Annotated in this window: 19 protein-coding genes; 9 read left to right on the forward strand and 10 right to left on the reverse strand. The window is 45.4% G+C overall.

The genetic code is table 11. From position 1 onward, the window contains the following. Window positions 1-83: 83 nt before the first annotated feature. From eno to hflD, 3 genes are all read right to left on the reverse strand, one after another. Complete coding sequence (gene eno / locus ACO59Y_RS05540; protein WP_373603723.1) at window positions 84-1,394, reverse strand: phosphopyruvate hydratase; 1,311 nt, start codon at window positions 1,392-1,394, stop codon at window positions 84-86. A 246-nt stretch (window positions 1,395-1,640) separates the two neighbouring features. Next, window positions 1,641-3,008, reverse strand: a complete 1,368-nt coding sequence (gene purB / locus ACO59Y_RS05545; RefSeq protein ID WP_486131376.1) for an adenylosuccinate lyase — start codon at window positions 3,006-3,008, stop codon at window positions 1,641-1,643. A 26-nt stretch (window positions 3,009-3,034) separates the two neighbouring features. Then, on the reverse strand, window positions 3,035-3,658 hold the full coding sequence (gene hflD, locus ACO59Y_RS05550; protein WP_373603721.1) for a high frequency lysogenization protein HflD: 624 nt from the start codon (window positions 3,656-3,658) through the stop codon (window positions 3,035-3,037). A gap of 146 nt (window positions 3,659-3,804) precedes the next feature. Between hflD and trpS the strand changes: the two genes are divergently transcribed. From trpS to ACO59Y_RS05565, 3 genes are read left to right on the forward strand one after another with little or no spacing between them, the layout of a single operon-like run. Further along, a complete protein-coding gene (gene trpS / locus ACO59Y_RS05555; protein WP_486131378.1) occupies window positions 3,805-4,809 on the forward strand; it encodes a tryptophan--tRNA ligase in 1,005 nt (334 codons plus the stop codon). A gap of 18 nt (window positions 4,810-4,827) precedes the next feature. Then, on the forward strand, window positions 4,828-5,118 hold the full coding sequence (locus ACO59Y_RS05560) for a YfcZ/YiiS family protein (RefSeq protein ID WP_373603719.1): 291 nt from the start codon (window positions 4,828-4,830) through the stop codon (window positions 5,116-5,118). A gap of 7 nt (window positions 5,119-5,125) precedes the next feature. After that, window positions 5,126-5,254 carry a hypothetical protein gene (locus ACO59Y_RS05565; RefSeq protein ID WP_486131380.1) on the forward strand — a complete coding sequence of 43 codons (129 nt, stop codon included), beginning with the start codon at window positions 5,126-5,128 and terminating at the stop codon, window positions 5,252-5,254. On the opposite strand, the gene ACO59Y_RS05570 is transcribed toward ACO59Y_RS05565, so the two are convergent. Beyond that, the gene (locus ACO59Y_RS05570; protein ID WP_373603717.1) at window positions 5,240-5,404 is read right to left on the reverse strand and encodes a DUF1232 domain-containing protein; all 165 of its coding nucleotides are present in this window, start codon (window positions 5,402-5,404) and stop codon (window positions 5,240-5,242) included. The two genes, ACO59Y_RS05565 and ACO59Y_RS05570, sit on opposite strands and share 15 nt — an antisense overlap. 29 nt (window positions 5,405-5,433) lie before the next feature. Beyond that, window positions 5,434-5,694: a YfhL family 4Fe-4S dicluster ferredoxin gene (locus tag ACO59Y_RS05575; protein WP_373603716.1), complete on the reverse strand. Its 261-nt coding sequence runs from the start codon at window positions 5,692-5,694 to the stop codon at window positions 5,434-5,436. Between the two features lie 90 nt (window positions 5,695-5,784). Here ACO59Y_RS05575 and ACO59Y_RS05580 point away from each other — a divergent pair, with 90 nt between their 5' ends. The 5 genes from ACO59Y_RS05580 to ACO59Y_RS05600 all read left to right on the forward strand — a co-directional run bounded on the left by ACO59Y_RS05580 (window position 5,785) and on the right by ACO59Y_RS05600 (window position 11,380). Continuing rightward, window positions 5,785-6,507 (forward strand): ribonuclease T2 family protein, encoded by a 723-nt coding sequence (locus ACO59Y_RS05580; RefSeq protein WP_486131383.1) that lies wholly within the window; start codon window positions 5,785-5,787, stop codon window positions 6,505-6,507. Window positions 6,508-6,621: 114 nt separating this feature from the next. Next, window positions 6,622-7,785 (forward strand): phosphoglycerate kinase, encoded by a 1,164-nt coding sequence (pgk, locus tag ACO59Y_RS05585; protein ID WP_486131385.1) that lies wholly within the window; start codon window positions 6,622-6,624, stop codon window positions 7,783-7,785. Between the two features lie 163 nt (window positions 7,786-7,948). Continuing rightward, entirely contained in the window at window positions 7,949-9,028 is a 1,080-nt protein-coding gene (gene fbaA, locus ACO59Y_RS05590) for a class II fructose-bisphosphate aldolase (RefSeq protein ID WP_442541528.1), read from the forward strand. Window positions 9,029-9,096: 68 nt separating this feature from the next. Then, the gene (locus ACO59Y_RS05595; protein ID WP_486131387.1) at window positions 9,097-10,353 is read left to right on the forward strand and encodes an O-antigen ligase family protein; all 1,257 of its coding nucleotides are present in this window, start codon (window positions 9,097-9,099) and stop codon (window positions 10,351-10,353) included. Next, window positions 10,346-11,380, forward strand: a complete 1,035-nt coding sequence (locus ACO59Y_RS05600) for a glycosyltransferase family 9 protein (protein WP_486131389.1) — start codon at window positions 10,346-10,348, stop codon at window positions 11,378-11,380. The genes ACO59Y_RS05595 and ACO59Y_RS05600 overlap by 8 nt, the downstream gene beginning before the upstream one ends. On the opposite strand, the gene yczE is transcribed toward ACO59Y_RS05600, so the two are convergent. From yczE to ACO59Y_RS05615, 3 genes are all read right to left on the reverse strand, one after another. Continuing rightward, the gene (gene yczE / locus ACO59Y_RS05605; protein ID WP_486131391.1) at window positions 11,336-11,995 is read right to left on the reverse strand and encodes a membrane protein YczE; all 660 of its coding nucleotides are present in this window, start codon (window positions 11,993-11,995) and stop codon (window positions 11,336-11,338) included. The genes ACO59Y_RS05600 and yczE overlap by 45 nt on opposite strands. Window positions 11,996-12,233: 238 nt before the next feature. Further along, window positions 12,234-14,402, reverse strand: coding sequence for a heavy metal translocating P-type ATPase (locus tag ACO59Y_RS05610; RefSeq protein ID WP_486131393.1), 2,169 nt, complete (start codon window positions 14,400-14,402; stop codon window positions 12,234-12,236). Next, window positions 14,389-14,595: a heavy-metal-associated domain-containing protein gene (locus tag ACO59Y_RS05615; RefSeq protein ID WP_486131395.1), complete on the reverse strand. Its 207-nt coding sequence runs from the start codon at window positions 14,593-14,595 to the stop codon at window positions 14,389-14,391. Before ACO59Y_RS05615 ends, ACO59Y_RS05610 begins: the two co-directional genes overlap by 14 nt. Window positions 14,596-14,679: 84 nt before the next feature. Between ACO59Y_RS05615 and cueR the strand changes: the two genes are divergently transcribed. Beyond that, on the forward strand, window positions 14,680-15,075 hold the full coding sequence (gene cueR / locus ACO59Y_RS05620; protein ID WP_486131397.1) for a Cu(I)-responsive transcriptional regulator: 396 nt from the start codon (window positions 14,680-14,682) through the stop codon (window positions 15,073-15,075). On the opposite strand, the gene metJ is transcribed toward cueR, so the two are convergent. Together metJ and murJ are read right to left on the reverse strand one after the other, a co-directional pair. Continuing rightward, complete coding sequence (gene metJ / locus ACO59Y_RS05625) at window positions 15,072-15,389, reverse strand: met regulon transcriptional regulator MetJ (protein WP_373603706.1); 318 nt, start codon at window positions 15,387-15,389, stop codon at window positions 15,072-15,074. The genes cueR and metJ overlap by 4 nt on opposite strands. An 85-nt stretch (window positions 15,390-15,474) precedes the next feature. Next, window positions 15,475-17,070 carry a murein biosynthesis integral membrane protein MurJ gene (gene murJ, locus ACO59Y_RS05630; RefSeq protein WP_486131400.1) on the reverse strand — a complete coding sequence of 532 codons (1,596 nt, stop codon included), beginning with the start codon at window positions 17,068-17,070 and terminating at the stop codon, window positions 15,475-15,477. Between the last annotated feature and the right edge of the window lie 308 nt (window positions 17,071-17,378).

Below are 17,378 nucleotides of genomic sequence, written 5' to 3' on the forward strand. Positions count from 1 at the left end.
GCTTTGTGATCTGCGCCAGCTCTTAGGGCAGATCACTTATCTTGCAAAAATGCAGTACTATTTTAGTTTAAATCAACCGAAGATTACGCCTGACCTTTAACCGCTTTTAAGCCCGGGAATGGTGCCGGTGTGCCGGCGCGCTCTAACGCTTCTTCAATACGGATTAATTGGTTGTATTTTGCGATACGGTCGGAACGGCTCATTGAACCGGTTTTGATTTGACCTGCTGCAGTACCAACCGCTAAATCAGCGATAGTCGCATCTTCAGTTTCGCCTGAACGGTGAGAGATGACTGCTGTGTAACCGGCATCTTTCGCCATTTTAATGGCCGCCAAGGTTTCGGTTAAAGAACCGATTTGGTTAAACTTGATTAAGATAGAGTTGGCGATACCTTTTTCGATACCTTCTTTTAAGATTTTGGTATTGGTTACGAATAAGTCGTCGCCCACTAATTGAATGCGGTCGCCCAATACTTTAGTTTGGTATGCGAAGCCTTCCCAGTCCGATTCATCCTGACCGTCTTCAATAGATACGATTGGGTATTGTTTGGTTAATTCTTCAAGATAGTGTGTGAATTCTTGAGACGTGAATGAACGGCCTTCGCCTTTCATTTCATATTTGCCGGTTTCTTTGTTGTAGAACTCGGAAGAGGCGCAGTCCATTGCCAAGGTCACATCTTTACCTAATACATAACCTGCTTTTTCTACGGCTTCTTTGATACAGGCTAACGCGTCAGCGTTAGAGGCTAAGTTTGGCGCAAAACCACCTTCGTCACCAACAGCAGTGCTCATGCCCTTAGATTTTAATACTTTCGCAAGATTGTGGAATACTTCTGCACCGATGCGAAGTGCTTCACGTAAGGTTTTTGCGCCGACCGGTTGAATCATAAATTCTTGAATATCAACGTTATTATCCGCGTGTTCACCACCGTTAATGATGTTCATCATTGGTAATGGCATTGAATATACGCCCGGTGTGCCATTGAGTTCGGCGATATAAGCGTAAAGCGGAAGACCTTTGGATGCCGCCGCTGCTTTGGCGTTAGCAAGAGATACGGCAAGAATCGCGTTAGCGCCGAATTTGGATTTATTTTCTGTACCGTCTAAATCAATCATAATTTGGTCAATTTCAGCTTGGTTTGATGCGTCTTTACCAAGAATTGCCTCTGCAATCGGACCATTTACCGCAGCAACTGCTTTTAATACACCTTTACCTAAAAAACGGGATTTGTCGCCATCGCGTAATTCCAACGCTTCGCGTGAACCGGTAGAAGCACCGGATGGAGCCGCTGCGAGGCCCACGAAACCGCCTTCTAAATGAACTTCCGCTTCAACAGTCGGATTACCGCGAGAATCAATAATTTCGCGACCAATGACTTTAACGATTTTTGCCATTTTTGTTTTCCTCTTTAAGTTAATAAAACGCGTATTAGGCAAGCCTAAATCGGGCGTTATGATAAAGCTATTTTGAATTTTTGTCTTGCGAAAAATACGCTTGCTTTGATCTGCATCTAATTTCGGTTTTATCGCCGTTCTCTATGCAAAATAGCACCGCATTGGAAGTGGCTCCAATGCGGTGCTATTTGAGAGATCCAAATACGTCAAGACGGTGCTTAAACAAGTGCTTGAGCGGCAGCAAAATTAAAGCTTTTCAACAAGCGCCGCTGCCGCACCGATGTACGTCGCCGGCGTTAATTGCTGCAAACGGGCTTTTTCGTTTGCCGGAATATCCAGTTTTTCCACAAATTCACGCATGGCTTGTTTATCCACCCGTTTGCCGCGGGTCAGTTCTTTGAGTTTTTCGTAAGGTTTTTCAATGCCGTAACGACGCATCACGGTTTGAATCGGTTCGGCCAGCACTTCCCAGTTTTGCTCAAGTTCGTCACGTAAATGTTGCTCATTGACTTCTAATTTACTGATGCCTTTACGGGTCGCCGCATACGCGATTAAGCAATACCCTACGCCCACACCAAGGTTACGTAAAACGGTGGAATCCGTTAAATCGCGCTGCCAGCGGGAAATCGGCAATTTTTGCGCCAAATGGGTCATTACCGCATTGGCTAACCCCAGGTTGCCTTCAGAGTTTTCAAAATCAATCGGATTTACTTTGTGCGGCATGGTGGAAGAACCGATTTCGCCCGCGACGGTACGTTGTTTGAAATGGTTAAGCGCAATGTAACCCCAAAGATCGCGATCAAAATCGATAATAATCGTATTGAAACGTACCATCGTATCGAAATATTCCGCAATATAATCGTGCGGTTCGATTTGCGTGGTATATGGGTTCCAGTTCAAGCCGAGAGAAGTGACAAATTCCTCGCTGAATTGGTGCCAATCGATATTCGGATAAGCAGACAAGTGCGCATTGTAATTGCCCACCGCGCCATTGATTTTGCCGAGAATTTCGTTTTGTTGTAATTGCTTGAATTGACGGCGTAAACGATACGCTACGTTTGCCATTTCTTTGCCGACGGTACTCGGCGAAGCCGGTTGACCGTGTGTGCGGGAAAGTAACGGGATGGTTTTGTATTCGTTCGCAAGACGGGTGATTTCATCAATGAGTTTTTGCCATTCCGGAAGAATTACCGTGTCGCGCGCAGTTTTTAGCATTAATGCGTGAGAAAGGTTGTTAATGTCTTCCGAAGTACAAGCAAAATGAATGAATTCGGAAACTTTGGCTAATTCCGGCAACGCTTCGCTTTTTTCTTTTAAGAAATATTCCACCGCTTTCACGTCATGATTGGTGGTGCGTTCAATTTCTTTGATGCGTTGCGCATCCTCAAGGCTAAACTCGCGCACGATTGTATCAAGGTAATCGTTTGCTTCTTTCGATAAAGTGGAAACCTCAGAAATTTCGGCGGTTGCCGCCAATTTTTGTAACCAGCGAACTTCCACGGTGACGCGGAATTTAAGTAAGCCGAATTCGCTGAAAATGTCGCGCAGCGCGCTCGCTTTGTCTTGATAACGTCCGTCTATCGGGGAAATCGCGGTGAGTGCGGAAAGTTGCATAAAATACTCCGGTGTGTAAGGAATAGTTAAGAGAAGATATGTGAATAAATCTCGTGCGCAGCATTAAGGATTTTTCCGCGGAAAAATAGCAACTGCCATTTGGTGCCGCCCACTTGACGCCACAATACGGCGGCACGAATGCCGGCAAGCAAACAAGCGCGCACTTTATCTTGCACGTATTGTTGTTGCAGATAATCAGGCGCGCCGATGATATGAATTTTGCGGCCTAACGGACTGACGACGTCGATATAGATATTCGCCATAACGGAAAGCATTTGCGCATCGAACAATTCATGATAGGCCAACTGTTCCGGCAAGCGTCGAATGCGGTGCCCCAGCAGCGTCTTAACTTCCGGATTTTGATTCAAACGGGCTTCTAACCCCAACATTGCGCTCCAATAATTCATAATGTTGCGATTATTTAAATGGGTCAGTTGTTCGATTAATGTTTCTAAACCGAGCTTCAAATGACGCGGCTGGCCGCCAAACACCGCCGGCGTATTTTCCGGCTGCATGACTAAAAGGGAACGAATGGTGGTTTGAAAGGCATCCTGCGGCGTTACCTCACCCGTCATGGCAAGTTGATCGATTAATGCCGCCGCTTGACAAACACCGGCAAGCGCCAGTGCCATATCATGATAATTCTTCATATAAAACGTAAACACGTAATGAAACAGGTCAAAATTGGCCGCAATATAGCATTTTTAGCGCCTGTTTTGAACTCCGACATTAAAAAAGCGCCTATCTTTTGATATGATACTGCCCGATTTATGATTAAAAATAAAAAGGACAATTCATGGCAAAACCAATCGTATTTAGCGGTGTGCAACCTTCCGGCGAACTGACCATCGGCAACTATTTAGGCGCGTTGCGTAACTGGGTGAAAATGCAAGAGGATTACGAATGTATTTTTTGCGTAGTGGATTTACACGCTATTACCGTGCGTCAAGATCCTGTAGCGCTTCGTAAAGCTACGCTGGATGTGGTGGCATTATATCTCGCGTGCGGTATCGATCCGAATAAAGCGACAATTTTTGTACAATCCCACGTGCCGGAACATACCCAATTAAGCTGGGTATTGAACTGTTATACATACTTCGGCGAAATGAGTCGCATGACTCAATTTAAAGACAAATCCGCCCGTTATGCGGAAAATATTAATGTGGGGCTGTTCGATTATCCCGTACTGATGGCTGCGGATATTTTGCTTTATCAAGCCAAAAGTGTACCGGTCGGTGATGATCAAAAACAACATTTAGAAATCACGCGCGATATTGCAAACCGATTTAACGCCCTGTACGGCGATATTTTCACCGTGCCGGAAATTTTTATCGGCAAAGCCGGCGCGCGCATCATGTCGCTGCAAGAACCGGAAAAGAAAATGTCGAAATCTGATGACAATCGCAATAACGTCGTCACGCTGTTGGAAGATCCGAAATCCGTAGCGAAAAAAATCAAACGCGCAGTCACGGATTCCGACGAGCCGCCGGTAGTGCGTTACGACGTGCAAAATAAAGCAGGCGTATCGAACCTGCTAGATATTCTTTCTGCCGTAACCGATAAATCGATCGCTGTTCTGGAACAAGAATTCGAAGGCAAAATGTATGGACATTTAAAAACTGCCGTGGCGGATGAAGTGTCCAACCTACTTACCGGTTTACAAGAACGTTTTCATCAGTACCGCAACGACGAAGCCTTGCTTGACGAAGTATTGCGTCAAGGCGCAAAAAAAGCGCGTGAAAAAGCGCAAGAAACCCTTGCCAAAGTGTATGACGCCGTGGGTTTCGTGGCGGTCAAATAATTAAAAAAGGAGCGAAACATGGCCATTCAAACCGAAAAACCGATCGAATGCGTGGGTTGTAATACTTTTGATATGAAATCACTATTTGATAATCGTGATTGCACGCAACAAATCGCCTACATTTATGACACGCAAGAACAAGCGCAAGCCGCATTAAATTTCTTCACGCAAAAAGCCCGAGAAGTGGAAAGCGAGCCTTGCGAAATTCGTGCAGAAATCACGCATACGGAAAACGGTTATTTGTTGGAAGCCGAATTCGCCTTTTGTTGTCAGGCGGAATCGGTCATTTTTCAAATGAAAACGGCGTAACCGCTTAATGCCGGAAAAGGAAAAGAAAGGCAACGATTGCGATGAGGTGCCGGATCAGCACCGCATTGAACCCTTCCGGCACGCCGTTTTGCACAATACTGTTCTGCACAATAAAAAAGCGTTACTTTTCCAATAAAAGTTTAATCAACAAGCAAACCGCCGCCACATCGTCCGTCAATCCGAACCATCCGAGTAGCGCTTCAGGCAGAAGATCAATCGGGCTGAACAGATAAATCAAAATCGCGGCGATTTTGAGCAGTTTAATTTTATTTATCTTACGGAACATAGAAAAACGACGCGCCTTCGCTCTTGGCTTTACAGTTCGTCCGAATGGTGAATCATCACAAAACGTTCCCAAAGTTGCGCTTCGCTTTCTTGATGAGCCGGATCCGGCTTAATGCAGTTGGTAATCGGACACACTTTTTGGCAAGTTGGCGTGTCGTAGTGGCCGACGCATTCGGTACAAAGAGTGGGATCAATCACGTAAATATCATCACCAACGGAAATCGCCTCATTCGGGCATTCCGGCAAGCACATATCGCAATTTGTGCATTTGTGAGTGATGAGTAACGCCATGCTAATCCTCGATCGAATAATTTGAGTTGAAATAGAAAGCGGCGAATTATAGCCGACAAATAACCAATTAACAAAAAACGAACGGATTTTATGAAAAAACGACTTTCCGCACTTCCCATTATTGCTCTTGTTGCCTTCAGCGTTTGGCAATATTTTATCGATGGGCGAAAAGATGCTTCGCCTCAATTCGTCAAACCAACCGAAATTCAACCGAAAAGTCCCGACACGCTCACCAGCGACAGTGTTTTTGCCGATTATGATGTGCTGATGCGCGATGACCCCATCGGGCAAAACGCCGATGCGCCGGCGGATTATTATGTGTTGGTGCTCTCTTGGTCGCCCGGTTTTTGCGAAACGCAACGGGAAAAATACGGCCGAAATCTCCCCTATTCGTTCCGTTTTCAATGCGGTGCTGATCGCAACTTCGGCTGGGTGGTGCACGGTTTATGGCCGCAAAATGCCAATGCGCGATCCGCTTCCGAACATCCGCGCTTTTGTCGAGGAGATTTGCCGGCATTACCCCAAAATATCATCAAACCTTATTTAACCATGTCACCAAGCGCTGAATTGTTACAAGGCGAGTGGGAAAAACACGGCAGTTGCGCCTTTGATTCCGCTGAAAAATACTTCGCCAAGGAACAAGAATTATTTACCTCGTTGCATTTGCCGCTCCAAAATCTGAATCGCAGTGAATTGTTCCGTTGGCTAAAACAACATAATCCGCAGTTGAAAAATGCCTATTTAAACGCGAGCCGCAACGAAATATTTATTTGTTACGACAAGCGGTGGCAAGTGATGAATTGTCCTAAATAGTAAGCTTTTAGTTATCGAAAGTTATTCGCATTTATTTGATCTAAATCGTTACAACCTAGCGAGAACTAGGTATAATGCGGGCAGTCCTATTTTTAACAAGCAAAGAGGTAAATTATGTCTGTAATTAAGATGACCGATTTAGATTTAAACGGTAAACGCGTATTTATCCGCGCCGATCTTAATGTGCCGGTGAAAGACGGGAAAGTCACATCCGATGCGCGTATTCGTGCCACCATCCCGACCTTAAAATTAGCCTTGGAAAAAGGCGCTAAAGTGATGGTCACCTCTCACTTAGGTCGTCCGACCGAAGGTGAATTCACCCCTGAAGATTCCCTCCAACCTGTTGTTGATTATTTAAACGAACATCTTGATGTTCCGGTACGCTTGGTGCGTGATTACCTTAACGGTGTCGATGTAAAAGCGGGCGAAATCGTGGTATTGGAAAACGTCCGCGTCAACAAAGGCGAGAAGAAAAACGATCCTGAATTAGGCAAAAAATACGCCGCACTTTGCGATGTGTTTGTGATGGACGCTTTCGGTACGGCACACCGTGCGCAAGCGTCTACTTACGGCGTTGCCGAATTCGCGCCGGTTGCCTGTGCAGGTCCATTGCTTGCCGCAGAACTTGATGCGCTTGGTAAAGCATTAAAAGAACCGGCACGTCCGATGGTGGCTATCGTGGGTGGTTCTAAAGTTTCCACCAAATTAGAAGTGTTAAATTCTCTTTCCAAAATTGCTGACCAAATTATCGTAGGTGGCGGTATCGCCAACACCTTTATTGCCGCAGCCGGTCATAACGTAGGCAAATCCTTATATGAAGCCGATTTAATCCCGGTGGCTAAAGAATTAGCCGCAAGCACCGATATTCCTGTGCCGGTGGATGTGCGCGTCGGTACTGAATTCTCCGAAACTGCACCGGCAACAGAAAAATCCGTGACCGAAGTGAAAGATGACGAATCCATTTTCGATATCGGCGACAAATCTGCTGCACAACTTGCCGAAATCATTAAAAATGCGAAAACCGTTTTATGGAACGGCCCGGTGGGTGTATTTGAATTCCCGAACTTCCGCAAAGGAACAGAAATTATTTCTCACGCCATTGCTGACAGCGACGCTTTCTCTATTGCAGGCGGTGGTGATACGCTTGCAGCAATTGATTTATTCGGTATCGCAGACAAAATTTCCTATATCTCCACCGGCGGCGGTGCATTCTTAGAATTCGTCGAAGGTAAAACCTTACCGGCCGTGGAAATTCTTGAGAAACGTGCGAAAAATTAACTGCACTTTTCCTGCATAAGATAACGATGGCGCGCGTCTCCCGACGCGTGTCCAAATCAAAATGCAAGTCCGCACGCGTCAGGAGACGCGCGCTATCAATAAAAAATCTTAATTTTTCAAACGGTGGGGTAAAACCCACTCCACATAAAAAGGAAACACAACTATGGCTAAATTATTAGATATCGTCAAACCGGGCGTACTTACCGGTGAAGATGTTCAAAAAGTATTCGCATACGCAAAAGAACACGGCTTCGCACTTCCTGCCGTAAACTGTGTCGGCTCCGACTCCGTGAATGCCGTATTAGAAACGGCTGCCCGCGTGAAAGCGCCGGTCATTATTCAATTCTCTAATGGCGGTGCCGCATTCTACGCAGGCAAAGGCATCAAACCGACCAGCGGTGCCCGTCCTGACGTGTTAGGTGCGATTGCAGGTGCAAAACACGTTCATACTTTAGCCAAAGAATACGGCGTACCGGTAATTTTACACACCGACCACGCAGCGAAAAAATTACTTCCATGGATCGACGGCTTACTTGAAGCCGGTGAAAAACACTTCGCTGAAACCGGTCGTCCATTATTCTCTTCCCACATGCTTGACCTTTCCGAAGAGCCAATGGAAGAAAATATGGCAATCTGCCGTGAATACCTTGCCCGTATGGATAAAATGGGGATGACCCTTGAAATCGAAATCGGTATCACCGGTGGTGAAGAAGATGGCGTGGACAACTCCGGCGTCGATGAATCTCGTCTTTACACCCAACCGTCTGATGTGCTTTATGTTTACGACCAATTACATCCGGTCAGCCCGAACTTTACCGTTGCAGCCGCATTCGGTAACGTACACGGCGTGTACAAACCGGGTAACGTAAAATTAAAACCATCTATCTTAGGTGCAAGCCAAGAATTCGTTGCCAAAGAACGTAACCTTCCGGCAAAACCAATCAATTTCGTGTTCCACGGTGGTTCCGGTTCTTCCCGTGAAGAAATTCGTGAAGCGATTAGCTACGGCGCAATTAAAATGAATATCGACACCGACACCCAATGGGCGTCTTGGAACGGTATTCTCAACTTCTACAAAGCGAACGAAGCGTATTTGCAAGGTCAATTAGGCAACCCGGAAGGCCCTGATGCACCAAACAAAAAATACTACGATCCGCGTGTTTGGTTACGTAAAATGGAAGAATCAATGTCTAAACGCTTAGAACAATCTTTCGAAGACTTAAACTGCGTTGACGTTTTATAATTGTTAAAAATGCACTAAAATACGACCGCACTTTTGAGTGCGGTTTTTTATTATTAGAGTGATGACTTATGCAAATCTCAAAACAAAAATCTTTTTCTGCCGTCATTAATTTTGCCATTGGCTTCTTCTTCCTTTCTCTTCTCGCAGCAAAAGGGGCATATAACTGGATGCCTTTTTTTTGTGGCGTACTCGGCGTCGGATATAGCCTATTTCTATTAACTCGAAAAACGAAATTAGCCTTTTCAAAAAATGATAAATGGATAATTTGCTGTTATGTTTTCTATTTTGCTGTTTTTCTCATCTCTCTTTTCATTCACAAAGGTAACGTTCGGGAATTGGATAACCCAAGTAGGGCGTTAGTTTTCATTCCTGTTTTAATTCTTCTACTGCAAATTCGGCTTCTCCCTCAAGTATTTATTTATTGTATTCCTCTTGGGGCAATAATCGCAGGCGGTATCGCCATTTATGATCGTTTCGTTTCTCAAGTTTGGTTAGCTTTTTCGCCGAGAATTATGCATATTCAAGGGGGCGACATTGCTATGTCTTTAGGCATATTCAGCTTAGTTTTAGGGTTTTATTCTCTTGAGCGAAAAATGCAAAAAACCGCCCTACTATGTTTTTCGGCGGTTATTTTCGGCATCATTGGCAGCCTTTTATCCGGCGCACGCGGAGGATGGATCGGTTTGCCGCTTTTTATCATATTTTCCCTCTGGTTTTATCGGCATTATTTATCAAAAAAATTTTTTATCGGCGCGATTTCCATTTTCATTCTGGCCGGTGTAGGCGCCGCTCAAACCTCCGAAATGAGGGTTATGGAGCGTTTTAACCAAGCTAAATATGATATTACCTCTTATTTATCAGGAAAAAATACGAGTACCTCGCTCGGCGCACGATTTGATATGTGGAAAGGTGCCGTATTGATGATAAAAGAAAAACCGATTTTGGGTTGGGGCGTAAAAGGCTATCAAGAAAAACAGACGCAACAGGTTTCTGAAGGGACTATTAGTGAATACGCAGGGACATTTAAACATGCTCATAACCAATATTTAGATGTATTGACGAAATACGGCCTGCTTGGAATACTGGCTTTGCTCGGGGTTTTCATCTTGCCATTACGAATTTTCATACAAGGACTAAAAACCGCCGGCAATTCAACTGTAAAAATGACGGCCATATTAGGCATTATGCATATTATCTCAGCGATGACTTATTGCTTAAGTCAAAGCTTTTTTAACCACAATTCCGGCAATATTTTCTATTTTTTCCTCGTTATTGTGTTCTACGCCATGATGAGAACCGAACAGCAAAGAGCGAAGCATGAATAATATTTTAGTCATTCGTAACGATAAACTCGGTGATTTTATACAAGCGTGGCCGGCATTTGCTATGTTGAAGGCATCCAATCCGTCATTAAAATTAACCGCCCTAGTGCCCGCTTACACAGCGCCACTGGCTGAAATCTGTCCTTATTTAGACAGTATCATTATTGATAGTAAAAAAGACGATAAAGCCGATTTTCGGCGACTGCTTAATGAAATAAAAAACCATCATTTTGACGGGTTAATCAGCTTTTTTTCCAATACGCATAATGCCAAATTAGCCTGGAAAAGCGGTATAAAATATCGCTTGGCACCGGCTACGAAATTTGTTCAGTTTTTCTATAATCATCGTCTGACTCAGCGTCGTTCCCGCTCGGAAAAATCAGAAGCGGAATACAATCAAGATTTAGTCCGTGCATTTCTGAAAAAACAGAATATGCCGATTGTAGAAGTAAAACCGCCTTATTTAACCTTCGATAAAAGTGCGATCGGAAATCAGCGCGTTTTTTTAAGCCAAACGTTAGGGATTTCAACTAATAAAAAATGGATTTTCGTGCATAGCGGTTCCGGCGGTTCGGCGACGAATTTATCGTTGCCTCAATATGCCGAATTAATTCAAGGCTTGCTTACCGAATTTGATTGCAATGCGGTGCTAACAGCGGGGCCGGGCGAAAGTGAAAAAGCCCATGAGCTGGCACAATTAGTGAACGACTCACGCGTGGCGATTTACGATAAAAATCATGGCCTAGTGGATTTTGCCCATTCTTTGGCTTGTGCCGATTTGTTTATTGCCGGTTCAACCGGGCCACTGCATTTAAGCAGCGCGTTTAACGTACCGACCATCGGATTCTATCCGAACAGTCGTTCTTCTCAGCCGCGACGTTGGAAACCGATTAACGATGCGGATAAACACCTGGCTTTTTGTCCGCCGGCCGGCAAAAACACACAGATGAATTTAGGTTTAATTTCTATCAAAGCCACTCTAACCTCAATTATTCCCTTCGTACGTCGAATTTGGCAAGCGGGCAATTAAAGCTAAGTAACTTTGCACAATCCAACCAATTCCGGCGGCAAATACCAGCGTTCCGACGCCCACCGTGCCGCCGAGAAAAAATCCCAACACACAAACCGAGATTTCAATACCGCTACGCACGATGCCAACTTTCCAATGAAAACGCTGACAAATGCCCACCATTAAACCATCACGCGGCCCGGCGCCTAAATGACACGTCAAATAAAATGCAGTGCCCAAGCCGTATAGAAACAAGCCGCTGATGCCGAAGATGATGCGAAGTAAAAGCGTGGTCGGTGCCGGTAACGTTTTGGTGGTCAATCCGAGGAAAAAGGCAATGACGATAATATTCAGCAAGGTACCTAATCCGAAGCGGAGTTTAAGCGGTAACCACGCCAGCATAACAATGCCGCTAATGAAAAATGACGCCCAACCGATACTGATATCGCCTTGTAACGCAATGCCTTGCGAGAGCACCGTCCAAGGTGTTGAACCGAGTCCGGAAAGGACGATCAACCCATCGCCCGCGCCCAAGACGGCCAACGCCAAAAGTAAAACCCATAAAGTTTTAAATCGTACGGACCAAAGCGAAGTTGCCGCCCAAGCGGTATGCGGAATAACGCGTATTTTTTTCATAAATTCCCTTGTAAAAGGCACCTCGCCATCATAAAGGGAAACGGCCAAAAACCAAAATAGTTTAATACGCAATACTGACAAGCTTTCGACTTATACGAGGAACGGCGATAAACCTTGCTTGAATGCGGTGCCAATCGGCAATGACGATTATACGAAAAACCAACCGCCGTCTACGCACCGCATTGGCGTCATTTTCTGTGTGCTGCTGTTATACGGAGCGAACTTATACGGTTATTGATTAACGGAGTTTCAAACGTTTTAATCTTAACGCATTGGTCAGCACCGAAATGGAGCTTAACACCATCGCACCGCCTGCAATAACCGGACTTAAATAGCCTAATGCCGCGAGCGGAATACCTAATAGGTTGTAAATCAAAGCAAAAAATAAGTTTTGTTTGATGTTCGTTAAGGTAGCTTGCGCGATGAAAATTCCGTCGGCTAATTGATTCACGGACTGACGCATTAAAGTCGCTGATGCGGTTTGCTGCGCTACATCGGAACCCGATTTCATGGCGAAACTGACATCGGCCATGGCTAACGCCGCTGCATCGTTAATGCCATCGCCCACCATCGCGACAATTTTGCCTTCTTGCTGCAAGGCTCGAATTTTAGCCGCCTTATCACGCGGGCTGAGTTGGCCGAAAGCGTGTTGAATGTCGAGCTGTTGCGCAACATAATCCACCACCGATTGGCGATCGCCGCTCATAATCAGCACGTCGATATTGCGTTGTCGTAAGCGCGCGATCGCTTGCTTGCTTTCCGATCGTAACGTGTCCGTCAAGGCAAAAGCACCCGCCACTTCACCGTTTATGGAAACCGCCACCACACTGGCAATTTGCCATACATCCGGTAAATTTTCCGGCAGGGCAAATCCACAAAATGCCGGAGTGCCGACATTAACCGAACCCACCCCTTCCACTTGTGCGCAAATTCCGGCACCCGGCGTCGTTTGGGCTTCCAATGCGGTGCTAATTTCGAGGTTCATTTCTTGTGCCGTATGCACAATGGCTTGCGCCAGTGGATGAGCGGCATGTTGTTCGACAGTGGCGGCAATGCGGTAAAGTGACTTCTCTGAGAGCACCGCATTGGAAGGCCGCCAGACGGCTACCACTTGAAGATCGCCGTTCGTTAACGTGCCGGTTTTGTCTAATACCACGGTATCGATATGCGCCGCCTGCTCCATCGCCGCCGCGTCTTTAAACCAAATACCGCTGTTCACTGCTTTACCCATACCGGCCATAATGGCGGCCGGTGTGGCAAGCCCAAGCGCGCAAGGACAAGCAATCACCAATACCGCAACGGCGTGCATAACGGAAGTGTCGAGTTGCTTCGTAAATAACCAAGTAAGCATAAAAGTAACCGCCGAAACGGCAAGTACTGCCGGAACAAAAATACCGGCAACTTTATCGGCAAAGCGCGCAATAGGCGCCTTTGTACCTTGCGCTTCAGAAAGCGCACTCATCATATCACCGAGCAAGGTTTGCGCGCCGAGCTGATTCGCGCGATAAGTCAGGCTGCCTTCCGTCACCATCGAACCGGCCAGTACGGAACTTTGCGGTTGCTTCATTTGCGGTACAGATTCGCCGGTTAAATGACTTTCGTCGCACCAGCCGTCGCCTTCTTCCACCACGCCATCCGCCGCGATGCGTTCGCCATGATTGGCCCGCAATACATCACCGACGTTGACTTGATCAAGCGGAATGTTTCGCCAAGCGCCGGCTCGCAATACGCTGACTTGCTTCGGCGTGAGTTGGAGCAATAATTCAAGGCTGTTCAAACTGTGTTTTTTGGTGCGTTCTTCCAAAAACTTACCGAGACTTACAAAACCGATCACCATCACCGCTGCTTCAAAGTAAATGTGATGCGTCGCATCATGCCCCAACGCACGGTGGTGGAACAGCATATAAGTGGAATAAAGGTAAATCGTCAGCGTGCCACTGCTCACCAATACGTCCATATTCGCAAGGCCGCCGCGAATACTGCCGATGGCTCCGCGATAAAACGGAATCGCCAAACCGACTTGTACGATGGTCGCCAAAATAAATTGCCACATCGGCGGCAACATTAAATCATGATTACCAAATAACATTCCGAACATACCGAACAGAAACGGAATATTAATCAGCAGCAACAACCAAAGGCGCCAATGCGGTTTTTGTCGTTTGTACGAAGTGGCCGGCAAATCGCTTTTCAAGGTGCCTTTAAAGCCCGTTTTTTGAATAATGCCGATAATCTCTTCCACGTCGGCTTGGCTCGGATCAAACTCCACTTGTGCTTCTTCCACCGCAAAATTCACATTTGCTTGCGACACGAAAGGCTTTTTATTCAGCACTTTTTCAATGCGACTGGCACAAGATTGGCAAGTCATGCCTTCAATTTGCAGACGGATTTTTTTATTCTGTTGCATCAAAACCTGCGTCCTCAATGGTTTCAATTAATTGGCTGACGGAAACTTTGCTTTCATCAAATTGAATGTCTGCATAGCCTTGTAAATCGACATTCACTTTTTCTACGCCGTCAAGCGCTTCCAACACCTGCGTGACACTTTTCACACAGCCGCCACAATGCATCCCTGTGATAGTTAAACGAACGTTTTTCATAGATTTCTCCTTATTTTAGATTGAATGATAAACGGATGTCGGCTACTATAAACCTTAACTCAAGGTTAAGGTCAAGATTTTTTTATGAATATTAGCGAAGCGGCAAAATTAAGCGGACTCAGCGCCAAACAAATTCGGGATTATGAAAAGCTTGGTTTGCTTAAACCGGCGGCACGTAGCCTTTCCGGCTATCGTCATTATGAAGAAAAAGATATTGAACGGTTGCATTTCATTCGCCATTCGCGCGATGTGGGCTTTTCCTTACAACAAATCGAACAACTGATACAGTTGCAAGATAACCCTCGTCGCAACAGCCGCGAAGTTAAAGTGCTCACGGCGCAACATATTGAAACGTTAAAACGACAAATCGAACGACTAGAAAAAATGCTCGCAGAATTGCAACGCTGGCATGATGATTGTCAGGGCAACGATTGCCCCGATTGTGCAATTTTAGAAGGGCTAAATAAAGAAAGCGGTTAATAATCCCAAGTTTCAGGATCAATTCCCAATTGACGCATAATCTCTTTTGCGTTTTCCGGAATTTCATCGTGGCGTTCTTTCATCAAATCTGCATCTGTCGGTAAGGGTTGACCGGTAAAGGCATGTAAAAAAGCCTCACAAAGCAATTCGCTATTGGTTGCGTGACGTAGGCTTTTTAACTGACGGCGGGTACGTTCGTTGGTTAAAATTTCTAAAACTTTGATCGGAATCGACACGGTAATTTTCTTCACCTGTTCACTTTTTTTGCCATGCTCCGCATAAGGGCTGATATATTTGCCCTCCCAATTCGCCATAACGCACCTTTTTAAGTTAAAAAAATAAAACTTGATAATGTGTGGGTATTCTAATGAAAAAACCGATAAATGACAATCTAGACGGCTAAATGGCTGTGTTTTCCTCGAATTTACCCGCAATAAAAGCAGACTTCCTTATGCCTAATAAAATCAATATGCCGCCGTAAACCAAGACAGCCAAAACGATCAACCAAGCAAGCCAATGCACACGCATTAAAAAAGTCATGGACGCCCATTGCTCAATGCCCGGCGTGTAGTAGCTCAATGCGGTGCCCATCAGCACGGAGGCGGCAAACACTTTAGCCAAAAAGAGCGCACTCTTGTGCGAAAAACGATACACTTCGGCTTTTGCTAAACCGCGGTAAAGTAAACATGCGTTCAAGGTCGCCGACATGGCGGAAGCCATAGCCAACCCCACATAACCAAAAGGAATCGCCAATACATTGAAACCCATATTGCTCACCATGGCGATAACACCGATTTTTACCGGTGTCTTGGTGTCTTGGCGCGCGTAATAGCCGTTGGCAAAAATTTTAATCAGCATAAAACTCAGCAAGCCCGCGTTAAACGCCCATAAAGAATAAGACGCCGCATGCACGTCATGAAGGGTAAAACTGCCACGCATAAACAGCGTCAGCAACATTGGTTTAGCCAATACCGCAATGCCGACGGCGGCCGGCACGCCGAGTAATAAAATCATTCGCACGCCCCAATCCATGGTATTGCGAAAGTCTAGCGCGCTTTGCACCGAATTATCTTTGCGATTGACATGATGGCGCGAAAGTGTCGGCAAAATTACAGTGGAAATCGCAATACCGAATAACCCAAGGGGAAATTCCAATAAGCGGTCGGAATAATAAAGCCAACTGATAGAACCAGTCATCAAAAAACTGGCAATGACCGTATCCAACAATAAATTGATTTGGCTCACCGACACACCAAACAGAGCTGGGAGCATAAGTTTACGAATTTTCGTCACTCCCTCATCATGCCACGCCCATTTAGGCTTAACGAGTAATCCCGCTTGTTTCATAAAGGGAATTTGGAACAAAAACTGCAACAAACCGCCGAGAAAGATACCGATTGCTAAAGCCAAGTCGGGATTATCCATCTGTGGGGCTAAAAAAAGCGCAGTGGCAATCATAGCGATATTTAACAGCACCGGCGAAAATGACATCACGCCGAATTTACCTATGCTGTTGAGCACCGCACCGGAAAGCGCCACGAAAGTTATGAACCATAAATAAGGAAAGGTGATTTTGAGCAACAGGGAAGCCTGTTCAAATTTATGCGCGTCAGGGCCATCGTTTAACCAATCGGTGAACCAGCCCATACCGAATAAAGCCACAACGATCGGCGAGCCTAGCATGGCCAAAATCGTTACGATACTGACCAAACCGCCCAACGTACCGGACACTTTTCCGATAAATTCTCGGGTTTTATTGAGATCACCGGATTTTTGATATTCTGCCAATACCGGCACAAACGCTTGCGAGAAGGCTCCTTCGGCAAATAAACGGCGTAGGAAATTCGGAATTCGGTTAGCAAATAAAAATACGTCCGCCGCGGCTCCCGCACCGATAAGGTGAGCAATTACCACGTCGCGCAGCAAGCCTAACACACGCGACAATAAAGTCATTCCACTTACAATAATGCCGGATTTTAAAAGTCGTTTACTCAAAATAAAGCTCTCTTGGGCCAGAAAATTTTAGCCTAATTGTATAGAAATTTTGCTTTTACGCTATATTCCGTACCAAAAAACTGATAGAATCCGCCACACATCGTTTGTGTGAGCCCCTATTGAAAAAGCTTGTAAAAATAACGATGCTTACTTTCGGTTGTGTCTCACCGAAATCAACACAAATCACTCATTGACAAATGTATAAAAAATCGGCATATTGACGCCCTTTATTTTGTCTATCAATTAACAAAAATTTTAGGAGTTTGACCTTGGCTAATATCAAGTCAGCAAAAAAACGTGCGGTTCAA

Source organism: Rodentibacter sp. (assembly GCF_057314195.1).